This window comes from Streptomyces enissocaesilis (assembly GCF_039533765.1).
Taxonomy (GTDB): Bacteria; Actinomycetota; Actinomycetes; order Streptomycetales; family Streptomycetaceae; genus Streptomyces; species Streptomyces enissocaesilis.
Genome location: NZ_BAAAUD010000034.1, coordinates 116,215 through 134,799 on the forward strand (window position 1 = coordinate 116,215; position 18,585 = coordinate 134,799).

Below are 18,585 nucleotides of genomic sequence, written 5' to 3' on the forward strand. Positions count from 1 at the left end.
GGACACGGCCCGGCGGTAGGGTGCGGGCATGACCAGAAAGGCGCCCACTCTTGAGGACGTGGCCCGGGAAGCGGGGGTCTCCCGCGCGACCGTCTCCCGGGTCGTCAACGGCATCCGCAACGTGGACCCCGCCATCCGCGAAGCGGTGCGGGAGGCGATCGCGCGGACCGGGTACGCCCCGAACCGCGCCGCCCGGTCGTTGGTGACCCGGCGCGCGGAGACCATCGCCCTGGTGGTCTCCGGCGCGGGCGACGACTCGGAGAGCGAACAGAACGCGTTCGCGGCCCGGGCGCTCGCGGACCCCTTCTTCGGGCGGGTGGTCAGCGGCGTCGTCGGTTTCCTGCGTCCGCGCTCCATGTACCCGGTGCTGATGTTCGCCGAGACCGAGGCGGCCAGGCAGCAGGTACTGGCGTACCTGCGGCAGGGCAGCGCGGACGGCGCGCTGGTCTTCTCCACCCACGCCGAGGACCCGCTGCCGGCGCTGCTCGCGGCCGAGAGCCTGCCCTGCGTCCTGTTCGCCCGCCCGGCGCTGCCCGCCCCCCTCACCTACGTCGACGTCGATCACCGGCAGGGCGGACGGCTGGCAGCCGAGCACCTGCTGGCGCGCGGCTGCCGACGGGCCGCCACGGTGACGGGCCCGCTGGACCTGCCCGCGGCCCAGGACCGCCTCTCCGGTTTCCAGGACGCGATGGCCCGCCACGGCCATCCCTACGTCCCGATAGCCGAGGGGGGCTTCACCTTCGACAGCGGGGCGTCGGCCATGACCCGGCTGCTGGCCGAACACCCGGGGATCGACGGGGTGTTCGCGGCCAACGACCTGATGGCGCAGGGCGTCTGCCAGGTGCTGCGCGAAAGCGGGAAACGCGTACCGGAGGACGTGGCGGTGGTCGGCTTCGACGACTCCAGCGCGGCCGTCGCCTGCCGGCCGCCGCTGACCACCGTCCGGCAGCCGATGGAGGAGATGGCGGCCACGATGGCGCGCCTGCTCCAGGAGCAGATCGAGGGAGAGCTGACCGAGCCCACCTCGGTGATCTTCGAGCCGGAGCTCGTGCGCCGCGCGTCGGCGTAGGCACGGGAACCGGAGCGGCACGTGCCCGGCCCCTCCCGCCGGGGAGGGCGGAAGGGGCCGGGCGGTTCGGGCGGGGAAGCCGACGTTCGTACGGGGAAGTCCGGGCGGGAACTTCATGCCGGAAGTCCCTGCGGGAAGGTGCCGGTCAGGGCAGTCGGTGGTCCGCGTTCAGCACGGCACCGCGTTCGGGGCGGTACAGGTCGAAGCCCCGTGTGTCGCACTGCAGGCCGCCGACGATGCAGTGGTCGACCAGAGCCTTGAGGGTGCGCTCCTCCCACGCGTTGAAGAAGTCGTAGTGGAAGGAGTAGCCCCGGCCACTGGCCAGGCGGACCTGGGACATGTCGCCGTTGACCGGCCACGCCATCTTGAACTCGATCATCGGCAGGGCGACGGGGTGGGAGGCCGGGCACATGTTGTCGTTGGTGCCGGGCTTGACGACCGGGTAGGCCATGTGGCTCTTGTGGTCGGGGGTGTCGAGGTACTTCCCGTCCCAGCAACTGGGGGCCTGCATGCGCAGGTTGAGCTGTACGTCGGGCCGGTTCGGACAGCTCGCGGGGATGTCGGTGTTGAAGAAGCTGTCACCGCATTCCCAGCCCTCGACGAAGCCCTTGTGGGCCCGGAACTCCTGGGCGCTCTGCATCGGGTTGCCGACGACGAACCGCAGACCCTTGGGGAAGGGGCGGACGCTGCGGTAGTCGGTGACGCCGGCCTTGTAGTAGATGACTTGCGGGCCGACGGGCAGGATCTTCTGGTCACCCTTGTACAGCGAGGGCATCCAGTACGCGGAGGCGTCCGCCGGCGCCTTGCAGGTGGTGTTTCCTCCGTAGAGCGAGCCGGTGGTGCTGGCGGCGTTGGTGGAGGTGTTGCCCATGAAGGTGTGGTCGTGGGACTTGCCGAACTGGCCCGGGTAGACGATCGGGTCGTCCGGCGCGGTGTGGGTGACGGCGCAGCCGGCCTGGAACTCGTGATGGTAGGCCGGGGGCGGGGTGGCCGTGGACGGTGTCACACCGGTGACCTGGGGGACGGCCGGGATGTAGCCGTCTCCGTCGGCGTCGTCGCCCGAGGCCTGGGTGGACACGGCCATCGTGTGCCCGGCGTGGTTGCCGGCCGGGGAGGTACTTCCGGGATCGGCCGCGGTGGCGACCGTGCCGACGCCGAGGACGGATGCGACGAGAGCGCTGCCGAGAAGGAGCGCGGGGAGTCGTTTCGAACGCCATCTCATGGAGGGCCTCCAGCCCGTGGGGTGGGAGTGGGGACCCGGCAGGGGGCTGAGCACCGCCCCCTGCCGGGGGCGTGGCGCGTCAGCTGTAGACGCCGAACTCGTGGAGCGAGTAGCCCCAGCCCGTCCCGCGGGCCGTCAGGTGGAGACGGACGTGGCGGGCGGTCGCCGCGACATCGATGGTGTCGATGTCGCCGTTGCCGGTGGTGGTGGTATGGACCGTGCGCCAGGTGGTGCCGTCGTCGGACACCTGGACCTCGTAGGACTTGGCGTAGGCCGGGTCCCAGACGAGCTGGAGCTTACGGACGGGGGTGGGGGCGCCGAGGTCGACGCGGATCCACTGCGGGTCGCTCCAGTCGCTGGCCCAGCGGGTGTCGGTCTTCCCGTCGGTGGCGTTCGAGGCGGGGCACGGGCAGTCGCCGTAGGACGCCTGCGCGCTGGACGCGGTGGTCGGCTTGTTCAGCGCCACGTTGGTCCCGGAGACCGGCGGGGCGACGACCTTGACCGACTTGGTCTCGATGCCGGCGTTCCCGCGCCCGTCCTCAGCCTGGATGTAGACCTTCCACACGCCGAGCTTCTCGGGTGCGGTGACCGCGAAGGTGCCCGCGCCGGTCGACCTGAACTGCGCCGGGACGAGCCGCTTGTCGCCGTTGGCGTAGTTGCCGCTGAGGAAGATCTTGTTCGTCACCGCGTCGCCCTCGGGGTCGCGGATGTCGGCGCGGACGGTGAACTCCTGGCCGGCGGGGGCGGACCCGGCAGGCGTGACGGTCATGCCGCTGACCACCGGCGGCAGGTTGTCGCCGGCGTTGGAGCCGGTGAAAGCCTTCTTGACCGAGTAGTACGACAGCCGCTTGAGTCCGTCGGGGATCAGGTTGAACCAGACCCCGCCGAAGTCGTGCTCCAGGCCGTAGTGGAAGAGGGTCGCACCCAACGCCACGCCGCGGTGGCCGGTCGTGCACTCCCAGGCCTTGGTGTAGCCGTCGCGCTTCTGCACGTCGGTGGGCTCGTCCGGGACGCCGTTGGCGTCGTCCGGGACCTCCCACTCGCCGGCCGGTCCGGTCTCGGTGATGATGTAGGGCTTGGTGTAGCCGCCCTCCACCCAGTCCTGCTGGACGCCGCAGATGTCGCCGTAGGCGTTCATCGAGTACAGGTCGAGGTCGGGGGCGTTGCGCTTGTAGTACGGCCAGGCGCCCGTCCAGGCGTCGGTCGAGGTGACGGGGTGATCGGCGTCGATCGAGTGGATCTTCTTCGCGACGTCGTTGACGAAGGTGGTGTACGCGTTGCGCTGGGCCTCCAACTCCGCGCCGCTGTAACAGTTCTGGAGTCCGAGCACCGACTCGTTGCCGACGTTCCACATGAGGGTCGCGGGGTGGCTCTTGTAGGTCTCGACCCATTTGGCGATCTCGGTGAGCATGGTGTTCTTGTACGTGGTGTCGGTGACGTAGTTGGCGCAGCCGCCGCTGCCGGGTCCGCCGCCGGGCTGGAGCCAGAAGCCGTTCATGACGCGCAGGCCGTTCGCGGCGGCCGCGTCGAGGAGGGGTTTGGAGCTCGCGTCCGTGCCCCAGGTGCGGACGGTGTTGACGCCCATCGACTTCAGGTCGGGCATGTACTTCGGGGCGTCCGCCATGGAGGGGCCCCAGGTCAGTCCCTTGACGGTGTAGGGCTGTCCGCCGACGGTGAGCTGCCACGCGCCCTGCGTGCCGGTCACCTTGACCGCGCCGCCGGGCGGGGGCTGCGTCGTGCCGTCGGAGCCGTAGACCTGGAACTCCCACAGGGAGTAGCCGTAGCCGCCGGGGCGGACGGTGCCGAGCATCCGGACGTAGCGGCCGGCGCCGGTGAGGGCGAGGTCGTCGGTGCCGCCGTCGCCGTCGGTCACCTTCTTCAGGGTGGTCCAGTCGGTGCCGTTGTCCGACGCCTGGATCTCGTACCCCTTGCCGTAGGCGCCCTCCCAGGTGAGCACGGCCCGGCTGAGGTTCGCCTTCTTGCCCAGGTCGACCTGGATCCACTGCGGGTCGGACCACTGGCTGGCCCAGCGGGTGCCGGTGAGGTTGCCGTCGAAGGCCTGTCCGGCGGAGAACCCGTCGCCTTCCTTGGAGGAGGCGGTGGCGGGCTTGCCCTGGGAGAGCAGGGTGTCGGCGGCCGCTTCGGCCGCTTCGGCGGCTTCGGCCGCTGCGGCGGCCGGCGCTGTCGCGACCGCGAGCGACGGAGCGAGCAGGGCGCCGAGGGTGAGGAGCAGAGTCGCGGCCCGGGGGCGGCCCGACATGAGGGCGGGGGGTCTGAACACGTGGGCTCCTGGCGGAGTTGGGGGCGAGGTGGCACCGGCATCCCGTGGCCAGTGCCGGGAGAACTGTCTCGGAGAGCGCTCTCCGAGCGTGTCGCGCGAGCGTGTTCCTGTCAACGTTCGCGACACATTCCTTACTGATTAACCGCGTTGTGTTATGTGGCGCACGCGTGATGCCCGCCCGGGACCCGGCCTCCACGAGGGAAGGCCGGGTCCCGGGCGGGTGGGCGGGGCGGGCCGGCCGTCACGCGGGCCGGCCCGTCAGGGTCCGCAAGCGGCCGTCAGGAGCCGCAAGCGGCCGCCGGTCAGGGGAAGGAGACCACCGTGGAGGGGACGGTCGAGCTGCCGGAGGGGGCGGTGGAGGCTCCGGTGTTGTTGATCACGTGGTTGTAGTGCCCCATGCCGCCGAGCGAGACCACCAGCAGGCTGTGGAACTTCACGCCCGGCTTGACCGGTGCCTTGAAGCCGTGGTCCTGGACGATCGACGGATCGACGTTGTAGTTGCAGTAGCTGCCCATCCCCCAGCCCTCGTGGACGTCGACCGAGTCGTCGACCCGGTAGGCCGCGTAGCCCTTGGTGCTGCCGTTCTGGATGGCGGCCTGGTTGGGCGCGTCGTACGCCTTCTCGTTCTGGTAGAAGATGGTCCTGCCGCGCTCGCCGTACCACTCCACGTCGTACTTGTTGAAGTGCTCGACGAAGAGTCCGGTGGCCAGCACGTCGTCGCCGTTGACGCGGACGCCGTAGTCGGCCCGGTTGGTCTCCCAGCCCACGCCGTCGCCGTGGTCGGCGCGCCAGACCCAGGTGTGGTCGATGATCGCGTCGTCACTGTTGACCACCATGCTGGTGGTGGCCTTGCCGGGGCCGGCTCCGCCGATCCGGATGTAGACGTCCTGGACCGTCGTCGGGTTGGCGGAGTGGTCGGCGGACGAGCCCTGCGGGCCGATCTCCAGCAGCGTCGGGGAGTTGACGGGCCCGGCGTCGATGAGGAACCCGGCGAGCTTCACGCCGTCGACGTCGGCGACCTTCATCGCGGTCACGCCGTTGTCGGGAATGATCGTGGCGAGCCCGAGGCCCAGCACGACCGTGTCCGCCCGGTTCACGTTGATGGTCTGGTCGACGTGGTAGATGCCCGGCGTGAAGAGCAGGTGCAGGCCCTGGGCGAGGGCGGCGTTGATGGTGGCGGCGGTGGCGCCCGGCTTGACGACGTAGAACTTGCTCAGCGCCAGCGAGCTGCCCTGCGGGGTGCCGTTCGCCCAGGTGGTGCCGCGCGCGTTGGTGCGCTTGGCGGGGACGAACACCTTGTACTCACTGCCGTCGAGGTAGAGGAACGGCTTCTCGCGGGAGATCGGGGTGGTGTTCAGAGTGGTGTAGCGGGGCTCGGGGAAGCTGTTCGCCGGGGCGCCCTCGACACCGGAGAAGGTCTGGTTCCACACGGAGTTGGACCAGCCGCCGATCGAGCTGTCCCGGGTGTACCACTGCTGCTGCGAGTAGTTGCCGATCTGGCCGTCGACCTTGGTGTCGGCGATGTAGCCGCCGCTGGCCCAGCCGTACCCGTTCGGCGCGAGATTCAGTCCGCCCTTGACGTGCATGCGGCGGAAGGAGGCTGCCTGGGAGACCGCCCAGCGGTTGGTGCCGTTGGCCGGGTTCAGCGCCAGGTTCTCGGCCGAGCGCCAGAAGTTCTGCGTCGCGTTGCCGTTGAACCAGCCGGCGTCCACGGTCACGTCGCCGTTGAAGGTCGTGTCGTCGGGCGACAGGCCCAGGCCCGCGATCGAGGTGTAGAAGCCGATCTGCGCGTTGATGTTGTTGTACGTGCCGGGCTTGAACAGGAAGGCGTGGCGGTCGGTGCCGAACTGCGCCGACTCCTGCTTCTTGAACACCTCGTCCAGCTTGCCCTGGATGTTGGGCGTCGACGGGTCGAAGACGTGCACGTTGGGGCCGAGGTCGCCGCCGCCGGGAAGCTGCGGGCCGTCCCCGCCGCTACCGGCGGTGCCGTACACCTGGAACTCCCAGAGCGAGTAGCCGTAGCCGGTGGCGCGGGCCGTGCCGTACATGCGGACGTAGCGGGCGGTGCCGGAGACGCTCAGCGTCTCGGTGCCGCCGGGGCCCGTGGTGGTCGAGTGCGCCGTGGACCAGTTCTTGGCGTCGGCGGAGAACTCGATGCGGTACGCCTTCGCGTACGCGGCCTCCCAGCGCAGGACGATCTGGCTCACGCTCGCCGGCGCGCCCAGGTCGACCTGGATCCACTGGGGGTCGGCGGCGGCGCTCGACCAGCGGGTGCCGTTGTCGCCGTCGACCGCCGCGCTCGCCGGCGTGCCGTAGTGCTCCTGGCTGGAAGCCGTCACCGGCTTGCCCTGCGAGAGCAGCGCGGGCGCGGCCTGGGCGGTGGTCTGGGGGACGAACAGCAGGAGGGTGGCGACGAGCGCGGTGACCACGGCGCCGGCGACGCCCTGGCGTGCGGAAACAGGGGGTCTGAGGGGCGGCGGGGCCGCGTGGGCAGGGACAGGACGCATGAGCTGTGCTCCTCGGTCGAGGGGGGAAGTCTCTTGGAGAGCGCTCTCCAAGCAGGAGATGCTTGTCCGCTCACGCTGCTGTGGTCAAGGGGTGTGCACCGGTTATTTCCGTACCGGCTCCTTCGACGCGGCGGCCAGTGTGCGCGTCTCCATCGTGGCCCGCCAGCCCGCCCGTTCGACGGGGGCCTCACCTTCCGCCGCCTGCTCGTGCAGGCGGCCGCCGCGTGCGAAGAAGTCCGCGAGCGGCAGCGTCGCCGCGCCGACGGTGACGGCGTCGGGTCCGAGCCGCCCCAGTTCGATGGTGACCCGCTCGGCCGGGTGGCGCAGTGCGTACGCCTTCGCGTGACGGCGTACGTCGTCCAGGATGTACGGCGCCAGCTGGAGCCCCGCCCAGCCGCAGAGGAGCACGCGCTCGGGGCCGTAGAGGTTGATCAGGTCGGAGATTCCGGCGCCCAGGTACTCCGCCGTCTCGTCCAGCACGTTCAGGGCCACCGGGTCGGCCGGGCCCTCCTCGGGGTGGGCGGCGGCGAGCAGGGCGGTGACCGCCGTCTCCTCGTCGGTGTCGGCGGGCAGCGTCGCGCCCGCCTCCTGCCAGCGCTGCACCAGCGCCTCGGCGCCGGCGTACGCCTCCAGGCAGCCGAGCGCGCCGCAGCGGCACTGCCGGCCGCGTACGCGCAGGGTGGTGTGACCCCATTCGGCGGCGCTGCCGCGCGCTCCGCCGAAGACGGCGCCGTCGGTGACGAGGCACGCGCCGACACCGGAGCCGAACAGCACGATCGCCGCGTCCCGTACGCCCCGGCCGCCGCCGAACCACATCTCGGCCTGGCCGAGGGTCTTGGCGCCGTTCTCGATGAAGAACCGCGTACCGGGCGGCAGGACGGCGCAGTCGCGCAGCAGGGACTCCAGTGGTACCGCGTCCCAGCCGATGGTCTGGCCGTACACCACGGCGCCGGTGCCGGCGTCGTCGGACCCGCGGTCGACGATGCCGGGGATGCCGACACCGACGCCGAGCAGCAGGTCCGCGGTGATGCCCGCCTCGTTCATCACTTCCCGGACGCCTTCGCTGATGTGCCGGACGACCGACGTGACGTCGTAGCCGTTGCGCCGCAACGGCCGGTCGCAGCGGGCCAGTTCGGCCAGGGCCAGGTCGAACAGCTCGACGCGCACCCGGGTCTCGCCCACGTCGACACCGATCAGGCAGGCGCCGGAGGGCGCCACCCGCAGCAGGGTGCGCGGGCGCCCCCCGTCGGAGTCGACCGTACCGGCCTCCTCGACGAGTCCCTCGGCGACCAGCTCCGCGACGATGGTGCTGATGGAGCCCGAACTGAGTGAGGTGGCGCCGCCGAGGGCCTGCCGGCTCATCGGGCCGTCGAAATACAGTCGTTGCAATACCGCCTTCCGGCTACTTCGACGCAGGTCACGGACGGTTCGTCTGCTCGGCATGGCCATATGGCTCCCTTCCTCCGTGCAACATACCGTCGCTTCAAGTCTTGACGCGACCCTCTCTCGGGACTTAACTCACGTTCTAAATTAAGCCGTGAGGTTGTTCAGGGGCTGAACACCACCCAGGCCACACCCATCTCCGAAGGGCCGTCTCCGCCATGCGCAGAATCCGAGCCGCGGCAGCCATAGCCATCGTCACCTCCCTCGCGACCGCCGCCACCGGGTGCGGGGGAGGGGAGGGCGGGACAGGCAGCGACGCCTCGCCCAAGACGCTGACCTACTGGGCGACGAACCAGGGCGCCAACATCGAGGCCGACAAGAAGATCCTCACTCCCGAGCTGAAGAAGTTCGAGAAGGAGACCGGCATCAAGGTCAAGCTGGAGGTGGTCCCTTGGGCCAACCTGCTCGACCGCATCCTGGCCGCCACCACCTCGGGTCAGGGCCCGGACGTGCTGAACATCGGCAACACCTGGTCCGCCTCCCTCCAGGCCACCGGCGCGCTGATGCCGTGGGACGAGGCCGCCTTCGAGAAGATCGGCGGACGGGACCGCTTCGCCGAGGCCGCGGTCGCCTCCGCGGGCGCCGAGGGCCAGGACCCGGCGGCCGTGCCGCTGTACTCGATGTCGTACGCCCTCTACTACAACAAGAAGATGTTCGAGGAAGCCGGCGTCGAGAAGCCGCCGGCCACCTGGGACGAGATGGTCGAGACGGGCAAGAAGCTGTCCAAGGACGGCAAGTGGGCGCTCGGCGCCGAGGGCTCGAACCTGTCCAGCAACATCCACCAGGTCTTCGCGCTCAGCCAGCAGCACGGCGGGAACTTCTTCGACGCCTCCGGCAAGCCGGACTTCACCTCGGACGCCAACGTCGCGGCCGTGAAGCAGTACGTCGACCTCATGGGCAAGAACAAGATCATCGCCCCGGGCAACGCCGAGTACGCCCAGAACCAGTCCCTCCAGGACTTCGCCAGGGGCAAGACGGCCATGGTGCTGTGGCAGTCCGCCGCCAGCACGTTCAAGGCCCACGGCATGAAGGACGAGGACTGGGGCGTCGCCCCGGCGCCGGTCCAGTCCGGCACCCCGGGCCAGGGCCGCCAGGTCAACTCCATGGTCTCCGGCATCAACATCGCCGTCTTCAAGAACACCAAGAACCTCGACGGCGCCACGGAGTTCGTGAAGTTCATGACCAGCCACGAGGAGCAGAAGATCCTCAACGGGACGTACGGGTCCATCCCGTCGGTCAAGTCCGCCCAGCAGGACGGCGCCTTCGACACCCCCGACGGCACCGTGCTGCGCGAGACGCTCACCAAGAGCGCCGCTCCGCTGCCGCAGGTCGCCAACGAGTCCCAGTTCGAGACCGCGGTCGGCACGGCCGTCAAGGGCCTCTTCGCCGACGCCGCCAACGGGCGCCCGGTGACCACCGAATCCGTCAAGGCCGCCCTGTCCAAGGCCCAGCAGCAGATGCCGAAGTAGGTGCCACTGTGACACCCGCCGCCACCGCCGCCCACCGGCAGGCACAGGCGCCGGCGGGCCGCTCGACCGAGCGGCCCGCCACCGGGAAGGACCGGCCGCGCCGGCCGCGCCTCCCCGGACGGCTCCGCCGCGCCGGCCTGCCCTACCTGCTCCTCCTGCCCGCCGTGCTCGTGGAACTCCTCGTCCACCTGGTGCCCATGGTCATGGGCATCATGATGAGCTTCAAGGAACTCACCCAGTTCACCATCCGGGACTGGTCCGTCGCGCCGTGGAACGGGCTCGCCAACTTCTCCGCGACCGTCGACTTCGACGCACCCGTGGGCGAGGCCCTGCTCGACTCGTTCCTGGTGACCTGTGCGTTCACCGTGCTCTCCGTCGGCCTGTGCTGGCTGATCGGCACCGCCGCCGCGATCTTCCTCCAGGACACCTTCCGCGGCCGCGGCCTGCTGCGCACCCTCTTCCTGGTGCCGTACGCGCTGCCGGCCTACGCCGCCGTCATCACCTGGGCGTTCATGTTCCAGCGGGACAACGGTCTGGTGAACCACGTCCTGCACGACCAGCTCGGCATCACCGACGGCTCCTCCTTCTGGCTGATCGGCGACAACAGCTTCATCGCGCTGCTCGTCGTCTCCGTCTGGAAGGGCTGGCCGTTCGCCTTCCTGATCATCATGGCCGGCCTGCAGAACATCCCCAGGGAGCTGTACGAGGCCGCCGCCCTGGACGGCGCGGGCGTCTGGCAGCAGATCCGCAAGATCACGCTGCCCTCGCTGCGGCCGGTCAACCAGGTCCTCGTGCTCGTCCTGTTCCTGTGGACGTTCAACGACTTCAACACGCCGTTCGTGCTGTTCGGCAAGTCGGCCCCCGAAGCCGCCAACCTCATCTCCATCCACATCTACCAGTCGTCGTTCGTCACCTGGAACTTCGGCACCGGATCGGCCATGTCCGCCCTGCTGCTGCTGTTCCTGCTGGCGGTGACCGGCGCCTACCTCCTGGTCACCTCGCGCGGAAGGAAGCAGGCCGATGTCTAGCGCGACGGCGGGGGCCCCCGCCGCGGCGGCGCCCCGCCGCTCACCGACCGCGCCCCCGCGGTCCTTCCTGTGGACCCGCAGGATCTTCCTCACCGTGCTGACCACCTTCGTGGCGGTGCCCGTCTACGTCATGATCAGCAGCTCGCTGAAGCCGCTCCAGGACGTCGCGGGCGAGTTCCGCTGGTTCCCCAGCGAGCTCACCATCCGCCCGTACATCGACATCTGGTCCACCGTCCCGCTGGCGGACTACTTCGTGAACTCGCTGATCGTGGCCAGTGCGGCGACCGTCTGCTCGGTGATCATCGCGATCTTCGCGGCGTACGCCGTCAGCCGCTACCGCTTCCGCGGCAAGCGGCTGTTCACCGTCACGGTGCTCTCGACGCAGATGCTCCCCGGCATCCTCTTCCTGCTGCCGCTGTTCCTCATCTACGTCAACATCGGCAACGCCACCGGGATCGCCCTCTTCGGCTCGCGCGGCGGCCTCATCCTCACCTACCTCACCTTCTCCCTGCCGTTCTCCATCTGGATGCTGATCGGCTACCTGGACTCGGTCCCCCGCGACCTCGACGAGGCCGCGATGGTCGACGGCTGCGGTCCCCTCGGCGCGCTGTTCCGGGTGATCGTGCCCGCGGCCGTCCCGGGCATCATCGCCGTGGCGGTCTACTCCTTCATGACCGCCTGGAGCGAGGTGCTGTTCGCCTCCGTCATGACCAACGAGACGACCCGCACCCTCTCCATCGGCCTCCAGGGCTACGCCACCCAGAACGACGTCTACTGGAACCAGGTCATGGCGGCCTCCCTCGTCGTCAGCGCCCCCGTCGTCGTCGGCTTCCTCTTCCTCCAGCGCTACCTGGTCTCCGGGCTCACCGCCGGAGCCGTCAAGTGATCCGCCCCGAAAGGACTTCCGTGACCCAGCTCAACGACCCCGCGACCCTCGCCGCCCTCCCCGGGGACTTCGCGTGGGGGGTGGCCACCTCGGCGTACCAGATCGAAGGAGCCGTGGCGGAGGGAGGCCGCGCCCCGTCGATCTGGGACACCTTCTCGCACACCCCGGGCAAGATCGACAACAACGACCACGGTGACGTCGCCTGCGACCACTACCACCGCTGGCGCGAGGACGTCGCGCTCATGAAGGAACTGGGTGTCGACTCCTACCGGCTCTCGGTCGCCTGGCCGCGGATCGTGCCCGGCGGCGACGGGGCGGTCAACCAGGAGGGCCTCGACTTCTACTCCCGGCTCGTCGACGCCCTGCTGGAAGCGGGCATCACCCCGAACGTCACGCTCTACCACTGGGATCTGCCGCAGGCCCTCCAGGACCGCGGCGGCTGGCCCGAGCGCCGGACCGCCGAGCACTTCGCCGCGTACGCCTCCGTGGTCGCGGGCGCCCTCGGTGACCGCGTGAAGCTGTGGGCCACCCTCAACGAGCCGCTCTGCTCGGCCTGGATCGGCCACCTCGAAGGCAAGATGGCGCCGGGAGCCACCGACATCACCGCCGCCGTCCGCGCCTCGTACCACCTGCTGCTGGGCCACGGTCTCGCCACCCAGGCGGTACGCGCCGCCGTGCCCGGCGCCGAGATCGGCATCGTCAACAACCTCTCCACCGTCGAACCCGCCTCGCGGTCCGAGGCCGACGTCGCCGCCGCCCGCCGCATGGACGGCCACACCAACCGCTGGTGGCTCGACCCGGTCCACGGCCGGGGCTTCCCCGCCGACATGACCGAGGTGTACGGCGTGGACCTCCCCGAACGCGCCGGCGACCTCGCCACCATCGCGCAGCCGCTGGACTGGCTGGGCCTGAACTACTACTTCCCGGCCGTGGTGACCGACGACCCGCACGGCCCGTACCCCTTCGCACGCCAGATCCGCCGCCCCGGCGTACCGCGCACGGGCATGGACTGGGAGATCGACGCGGGCGGCATCGAGACCCTGCTGATGCGTCTCACCGACGACTACGGCGCACGCAAGCTCTACGTCACGGAGAACGGCTCCGCCTACCCCGACGCGGTCCTCGCCGACGGCACGGTCGACGACCGCGAGCGCACCCAGTACCTCCAGGAGCACCTGGCCGCCTGCGCTCGCGCCGCGCGGCGGGGCGCGCCGCTGGCCGGCTACTACGCCTGGTCGCTGCTGGACAACTTCGAGTGGGCGTACGGCTACGACAAGCGCTTCGGCCTGGTCCACGTCGACTACAAGACCCAGCGCCGCACCATCAAGGGCAGCGGTCACCACTACGCCGGCATCATCCGCGAGCACCGCGCGCGCGGCGCCCGCGCGGCCTGACGGACCGGGACCGGGAACCGCCCGGGGCGGGGGCCGAGGCCCCCGCCCCGGGCGGTCGTGAACCGAACCGCTCCCGGTCAGCGCCGAGCGCCCCGGGCGGACCACCCGGAGCCCACACCGGCCACATGCAGGGCGAGGAGGGCGAGTCCGAGGAGCATGAGACTCGTCGGGCCGAAGACCGCGGCTGTCGACGCCTCGGTCGCGTGAATGATGAGGGCGATGACGAACACCACCGCCGCCGCGAATGCCAGCATGTTCTTCTCCCACCACTGGACGGCGAACCACGCGTCATCCCGGTGACTGCGCCGTTGTCAGCCCTATTCCCTGCCCTGCGCCGGTCATTCCTCGCCGGCGCCGCAGCGGGCGCGGCGCAACGGCCCCGGCGACGGTCGCCGCCGCTCCGGCCGGCGCCGCCACGGCGGCGACGAGCACGGTGCTCGCGAAGCCGAAGGCCCCGGAGAGGGCGCCGAAGGCGAACGGGGCGACGGTGGCGCCCGTGCAGAGGCCGACCCGGACGGTGTGCCCCGCGTTCTCGGCCCGGCCGGGGACCAGCCGCAAGGTGGTGGCCAGCAGCAGCCCCGTCCAGCCCCAGCCCGCGGAGAACGCCAGGGCCGCGCCGACCACGGGCCTGACGCGCGAGGAGCAGACCACCCTGCACGACCTGCTCCGCAGAGCCGTCGTTCCCCGCTGACCCCGTCGTTCCCCGTCGCCCCCGCCGACCCCGCCGACCCCGCCGTCTCCGCCGAGCGATGCGCCGGCCGCGCCGCCGGCCGGCGCTCACCTCACCTCGCCGGATTCAGATGCGGCAGCACCTTGTCCGGCGTCAGGGGCAGCTCCCGCAGCCGCGCCCCCGTGGCGTGGTGGACGGCGTTGGCGACGGCCGCCGCCGTGCCGACCACACCGATCTCGCCGATGCCCTTGCCGCCCACCGGGTTGAGGTGCGGATCGTCCTCGTCGATCCAGTGCGCCTCGATCGCCGGCACGTCCGCGCAGGCGGGCACGTGGTACGAGGCCAGGTCCTTCTCCGTGTACTCCCCGAAGGCGGCGTCCATGGTGCTTCCCTCCGTCAGCGCCATGCCCAGGCCCATGGTCATGCCCCCGATGAACTGGGAGCGCGCGGTACGGGGGTTGAGGATGCGGCCGGCGGCGTAGACGCCGAGGAGGCGGCGTACGCGGATCTCTCCCGTCACGGTGTCGACCTGCACCTCGGCGAAGTGGGCGCCGAACGCGTGCCGCGCGTACGGCGATTCCCTCCCCACCTCCTCCTCGGTGTCCGCGGCGGTGCTCACGCCCTCGGCCGGCAGACCGCCGGAGTGGTCACCGAGGCGCTCGGCCAGAGCCGTGCATGCCTTGTGCACGGACCAGCCCCACGACGCCGTGCCCGACGAGCCTCCCGCGAGCGGCGCCGCCGGCAGATCGCTGCTGCCGATGTCGACGCGCACCGACTCCAGGGGCGCGGCCAGCACATCGGCGGCGATCTGCGCGAGCACGGTGCGGGCCCCGGTGCCGATGTCGGTGGCGTTGACCCGGATCAGATAGGTGCCGTCGGGGGCGGCGTGCGCGGTGGCGGAGGACGGACTGACCATGACCGGATAGGTGCTCGCGGCCACCCCGGTGCCCAGGAGCAGGTCCCCTTCGCGGCGGACGCCCGGACGCGGGTCGCGCCGCTCCCAGCCGAAGCGCCGGGCCCCCTCCCGCAGGCACTCGGCCAGGTGCCGGCTGCTGAAGGGCCTGCCGCTGTCGGGTTCGGTGTCCGGCTCGTTGCGCAGCCGCAGTTCCACCGGGTCCACCCCGGCGGCGACGGCGAGCTCGTCCATCGCCGACTCCAGGGCGTACATCCCGGAGGCCTCGCCCGGAGCGCGCATCCACGAGGGGGTCGGCACGTCCAGCTCGACGACCCGGTGGCCGGTGCGACTGTGGGGCGAGGTGTACATGGTGCGGGCCGGAACGGCCGCCTGCTCCACGAACTCGTTGACCGTGGAGGTGTGCGTGACCACCTCGTGGGCCAGCGCGGTGATCACGCCGTCGGCCCGGGCGCCCAGCCGGACGCGCTGCACGGTCGGCGCGCGGTGGCCGACGACCGCGGCGAGCTGGCGCCGGGGGAGCGCCAGCTTGACGGGGCGCCCGGTGTGGAGCGCGGCCATGGCGGCCAGCACCGGCTGGGGGCGGGGGGTGCCCTTGGAACCGAACCCGCCGCCCACGTGCTCGGAAACGACCGTGACGTCGTTCTTCTCCAGCCCGAAGAGCCGGGCCAGAGCGTCCTGGACCGCTCTGGAGCCCTGGGCCGAGTCGTGCACGGTCAGATGCCCGTCGTCCCACCGGGCGGTGGCCGCGTGCGGCTCCATGGGGTGGTTGTGCAGCGCGGTCAGGGTGTAGGTGGCGTCGGTCCGCACCGCCGCGGCGGCGAACGCCGTGTCGAAGTCGCCGCGTTCCCGGACGGCGGGGTGACCGCCGTTCGCCTGCTCCGGTGTGTAGAGGCCAGGGTGGTCCGCGGTCAGCCGTACGTCGTGCTCCTCGCGCGCGTACTCGATGCGCAGCGCGTCGGCGGCGGCCCTGGCGTTCTCCGGGGTGTCGGCGACCACCAGGGCGACGTACCAGCCGCGGTGCGGGACGCGGGTGTTCTGCAGGAGCGCGAGGGTGGGGTCGTCCGGTTCTCCGAGGCGGGGCGCGTTCTCGTGGGTGAGGACGGCGAGCACCCCGGGCAGGGCCAGCGCCTCGTCGGCGTGCACGGCGGTGACCCGGCCGCGGGCGACGGTGGCGGGCACCGGCCAGGCGTGGGCGCAGCCCGGCGGGGTGTGCTCGGCCGCGTAGCGGGCGGCGCCGGTGACCTTGTCCCGGGCCTCCCGGCGGACGGCGGGGGTGCCCAGGGGGGACGGTGCGTGCGTCATGACGGGACCTCACGTCCTCGGGTACGGGGAGGCGAGCCCGGCCAGCACGCTGATGGTGAGGTTGCGGGCGAGCGGCACCTTGAAGCCGTTGTCGCGCAGCGGTTCGGCCGCGGCGAGTTCGGCGTCGGCCGCCCGGGCGTACGTGTCCTCGGTGGCGGGCGCTCCCCGCAGCACCTCTTCGGCCGCGCGGGCCCGCCAGGGCCGGTGGGCGAGCCCGCCGAAGGCCAGGGCGGCGTCGCGGACGACGCCGCCCTCGACCCGCAGCACGGCGGCGACGGAGGCCAGGGCGAAGGCGAAGGAGGCGCGGTCGCGGGCCTTGCGGTAGCCGCAGCGGGACCCGGGCAGGGCCGGCGGCAGGGTCACGCCGGTGATCAGTTCGCCCGTACGGATGACGGTGTCCTGATCGGGGCGGTCGCCCGGCAGGCGGTGGAGGTCGACGACGGCCAGGGTGCGGGCGCCCCGCGGGCCGCGCAGATGGACGGTGGCGTCGAGGGCGGCCAGCGCGACCGCCATGTCCGAGGGGTGCGTGGCGATGCAGTGCGCGGAGTGGCCGAGGACCGCGAGGTCGCGGTGGAGCCCTTCGCGGGCCGGGCACCCGGTGCCCGGGACGCGCTTGTTGCAGGGGGTCGAGGTGTCCTGGAAGTACGGGCAGCGGGTGCGCTGGAGCAGGTTTCCGCCGGTGGTCGCGGTGTTGCGCAGCTGCCCCGAGGCACCGGAGAGCAGGGCCTGCGACAGGGCGGGGTAGCGCGTACGCACGGTGGGGTGGGCGGCCAGATCGCTGTTGCGTACGGTCGCGCCGATGTGCAGGGAACCGTCGGGCGTCTCGTCGATCCCGTCCAGTGGCAGACGGCTGACGTCGATGAGGAGGTCCGGGGCCGCGACCCCGAGTTTCATCAGGTCGACGAGGTTGGTGCCGCCGCCGAGGTACTGCGCCTCCGGATGGGCGGCGAAGGCGTCGACCGCGTCGTCGGCGGTCTCGGCGCGGAAGTACGCGAACGGCTTCACGGCGCCACCTCCGCGATCGCGTCCACGATGTTCGGGTAGGCGCCGCACCGGCAGATGTTGCCGCTCATGCGTTCCCGGATCTCGTGCGGGGTGAGGGCGGCGGGGCCGTCCGGGGCGTGTCCGGGGGGCGTGGCGTACGAGGGGTGCCCCTCGGCGGCTTCGGCCAGGACCCCGACGGCCGAACAGATCTGGCCCGGGGTGCAGTAGCCGCACTGCAGGGCGTCCCGCGCGACGAACGCCTCCTGGACTCCTGGACCGGATGGAGCCGGTCGCCGTCGGCGAGTCCTTCCACGGTGGTGAGGTGCGCGCCGTTGTGGGCGGCGGCGAGCAGCAGGCAGCTGTTGGCGCGCCGGCCGTCGACGAGCACGGTGCACGCACCGCACTGGCCGTGGTCGCAGCCTTTCTTCGCCCCGGTGAGGTCCAGATGCTCGCGAAGGGCGTCCAGGACGGTGGTCCTGTGGTCGAGCGACAGGGTGTGCGGGGTCCCGTTGACGTGCAGGGTGAGGACAGAGCTGTGCGCGTTCTCCTGCTGACTGGTGGGCTCCACTCCGTCGCGCCTCTCAGGTCCGAAGGTGTCACTTCTCCCCTTCCTACCAAAAGATGGCGGTTTGTGCGGTCCGGTTCAGCCGTCCCGGGGCGGGTACCGGGGTGGGACGCGAACCCGAGCAAGGAGGCCGGTGTGGCCATTGCGAAATACTCTCTCGTGGCCGTGGACTGTCCCGATCCCGAGGCGCTGGCAGGCTTCTACGCCGCGGTGCTCGGTGGTGACGTGAAGCGGGACGACGAGGACTGGTACGTCCTGCACGTGCCCGGCGGAAGCCGTATCGCCTTCCAGCGCGCGTCGGATTTCCGGCCGCCGAACTGGCCGCGTGGGGACGACAACTCGCAGCAGATGCACTTCGACTTCGACGTGCCGGACATCGAGGCGGCGCAGGAACAGGTGCTCGCTCTCGGTGCCGCCCCGCTCGACCTGGACGACGACGGCGGGCGGCGGGGCTTTCGGGTGTACGCCGATCCGGCGGGTCACCCGTTCTGCCTCTGCCGCGCGTGAGGCACCCGGCGGCCGCGACGCCGCCCGACGTGAGGAGGATCCATGAGTGACCGGCGGACGCAGGACCAGGAAGAGGCCGGTACGGCCGTGCCGAGAGATCTGCCCGATCAGCAGGCGCAAGACGGCGAGGACCCGGTGGACGAAGCCGGCGACGGCGCGCAGGAGGAGCGCGCCCCCGACGCCGGACAGGATTCCGCCCCGGACGAGCCGACCGGCTGAACGGGCGCGAGCGAGTGGGTGTACCGGGACATTGCGGGTCATCCCGGATTGCGGGTACGGGATGACCGGCGCAAGGTGGGAGCCAGTTCGGTCACCTCTGACCTCTGTGGAAGGAACACTGTC

The 18,585-nt window shown here is 71.3% G+C and carries 15 protein-coding genes and 1 pseudogene; 7 read left to right on the forward strand and 9 right to left on the reverse strand.

The genetic code is table 11. The features are described from left to right. Positions 1–28 precede the first annotated feature (28 nt). Positions 29–1,069 (forward strand): LacI family DNA-binding transcriptional regulator, encoded by a 1,041-nt coding sequence (locus tag ABD374_RS15715; RefSeq protein WP_344495583.1) that lies wholly within the window; start codon positions 29–31, stop codon positions 1,067–1,069. Between the two features lie 145 nt (positions 1,070–1,214). On the opposite strand, the gene ABD374_RS15720 is transcribed toward ABD374_RS15715, so the two are convergent. From ABD374_RS15720 to ABD374_RS15735, 4 genes are all read right to left on the reverse strand, one after another. Next, positions 1,215–2,291 (reverse strand): DUF1996 domain-containing protein, encoded by a 1,077-nt coding sequence (locus tag ABD374_RS15720; RefSeq protein ID WP_344495585.1) that lies wholly within the window; start codon positions 2,289–2,291, stop codon positions 1,215–1,217. Between the two features lie 79 nt (positions 2,292–2,370). Further along, the gene (locus tag ABD374_RS15725; RefSeq protein WP_344495866.1) at positions 2,371–4,551 is read right to left on the reverse strand and encodes a discoidin domain-containing protein; all 2,181 of its coding nucleotides are present in this window, start codon (positions 4,549–4,551) and stop codon (positions 2,371–2,373) included. A gap of 323 nt (positions 4,552–4,874) precedes the next feature. Beyond that, the gene (locus ABD374_RS15730) at positions 4,875–7,079 is read right to left on the reverse strand and encodes a discoidin domain-containing protein (RefSeq protein ID WP_344495587.1); all 2,205 of its coding nucleotides are present in this window, start codon (positions 7,077–7,079) and stop codon (positions 4,875–4,877) included. Between the two features lie 102 nt (positions 7,080–7,181). Next, positions 7,182–8,528: an ROK family transcriptional regulator gene (locus tag ABD374_RS15735; RefSeq protein ID WP_344495589.1), complete on the reverse strand. Its 1,347-nt coding sequence runs from the start codon at positions 8,526–8,528 to the stop codon at positions 7,182–7,184. Between the two features lie 152 nt (positions 8,529–8,680). Here ABD374_RS15735 and ABD374_RS15740 point away from each other — a divergent pair, with 152 nt between their 5' ends. The 4 genes from ABD374_RS15740 to ABD374_RS15755 are packed head-to-tail and all read left to right on the forward strand — an operon-like array spanning position 8,681 to position 13,299. Next, positions 8,681–9,991 (forward strand): ABC transporter substrate-binding protein, encoded by a 1,311-nt coding sequence (locus ABD374_RS15740; RefSeq protein ID WP_344495591.1) that lies wholly within the window; start codon positions 8,681–8,683, stop codon positions 9,989–9,991. Between the two features lie 8 nt (positions 9,992–9,999). After that, positions 10,000–11,019: a carbohydrate ABC transporter permease gene (locus tag ABD374_RS15745; RefSeq protein WP_344495593.1), complete on the forward strand. Its 1,020-nt coding sequence runs from the start codon at positions 10,000–10,002 to the stop codon at positions 11,017–11,019. Continuing rightward, positions 11,012–11,905, forward strand: a complete 894-nt coding sequence (locus tag ABD374_RS15750) for a carbohydrate ABC transporter permease (RefSeq protein WP_344495595.1) — start codon at positions 11,012–11,014, stop codon at positions 11,903–11,905. Before ABD374_RS15745 ends, ABD374_RS15750 begins: the two co-directional genes overlap by 8 nt. Positions 11,906–11,925: 20 nt before the next feature. After that, positions 11,926–13,299 carry a GH1 family beta-glucosidase gene (locus ABD374_RS15755; protein ID WP_344495597.1) on the forward strand — a complete coding sequence of 458 codons (1,374 nt, stop codon included), beginning with the start codon at positions 11,926–11,928 and terminating at the stop codon, positions 13,297–13,299. A 77-nt stretch (positions 13,300–13,376) separates the two neighbouring features. On the opposite strand, the gene ABD374_RS15760 is transcribed toward ABD374_RS15755, so the two are convergent. From ABD374_RS15760 to ABD374_RS15780, 5 genes and pseudogenes are all read right to left on the reverse strand, one after another. Further along, complete coding sequence (locus tag ABD374_RS15760; RefSeq protein WP_344495599.1) at positions 13,377–13,553, reverse strand: hypothetical protein; 177 nt, start codon at positions 13,551–13,553, stop codon at positions 13,377–13,379. A 34-nt stretch (positions 13,554–13,587) separates the two neighbouring features. Then, positions 13,588–13,950, reverse strand: coding sequence for a hypothetical protein (locus tag ABD374_RS15765; RefSeq protein WP_344495601.1), 363 nt, complete (start codon positions 13,948–13,950; stop codon positions 13,588–13,590). Positions 13,951–14,081: 131 nt separating this feature from the next. Next, complete coding sequence (locus ABD374_RS15770) at positions 14,082–16,187, reverse strand: xanthine dehydrogenase family protein molybdopterin-binding subunit (protein WP_344495603.1); 2,106 nt, start codon at positions 16,185–16,187, stop codon at positions 14,082–14,084. 9 nt (positions 16,188–16,196) lie between these two features. Next, positions 16,197–17,192 carry an FAD binding domain-containing protein gene (locus tag ABD374_RS15775; RefSeq protein ID WP_344495605.1) on the reverse strand — a complete coding sequence of 332 codons (996 nt, stop codon included), beginning with the start codon at positions 17,190–17,192 and terminating at the stop codon, positions 16,197–16,199. After that, positions 17,189–17,739 (reverse strand): annotated as a pseudogene (locus tag ABD374_RS15780) (2Fe-2S iron-sulfur cluster-binding protein). Before ABD374_RS15780 ends, ABD374_RS15775 begins: the two are co-directional and overlap by 4 nt. Positions 17,740–17,871: 132 nt before the next feature. On the opposite strand from ABD374_RS15780, the gene ABD374_RS15785 reads away from it, so the two are divergent. Both ABD374_RS15785 and ABD374_RS15790 read left to right on the forward strand, forming a co-directional pair. Beyond that, on the forward strand, positions 17,872–18,243 hold the full coding sequence (locus ABD374_RS15785) for a VOC family protein (RefSeq protein WP_344495607.1): 372 nt from the start codon (positions 17,872–17,874) through the stop codon (positions 18,241–18,243). A gap of 42 nt (positions 18,244–18,285) precedes the next feature. Beyond that, entirely contained in the window at positions 18,286–18,462 is a 177-nt protein-coding gene (locus tag ABD374_RS15790; protein ID WP_344495609.1) for a hypothetical protein, read from the forward strand. Positions 18,463–18,585: the final 123 nt, after the last annotated feature.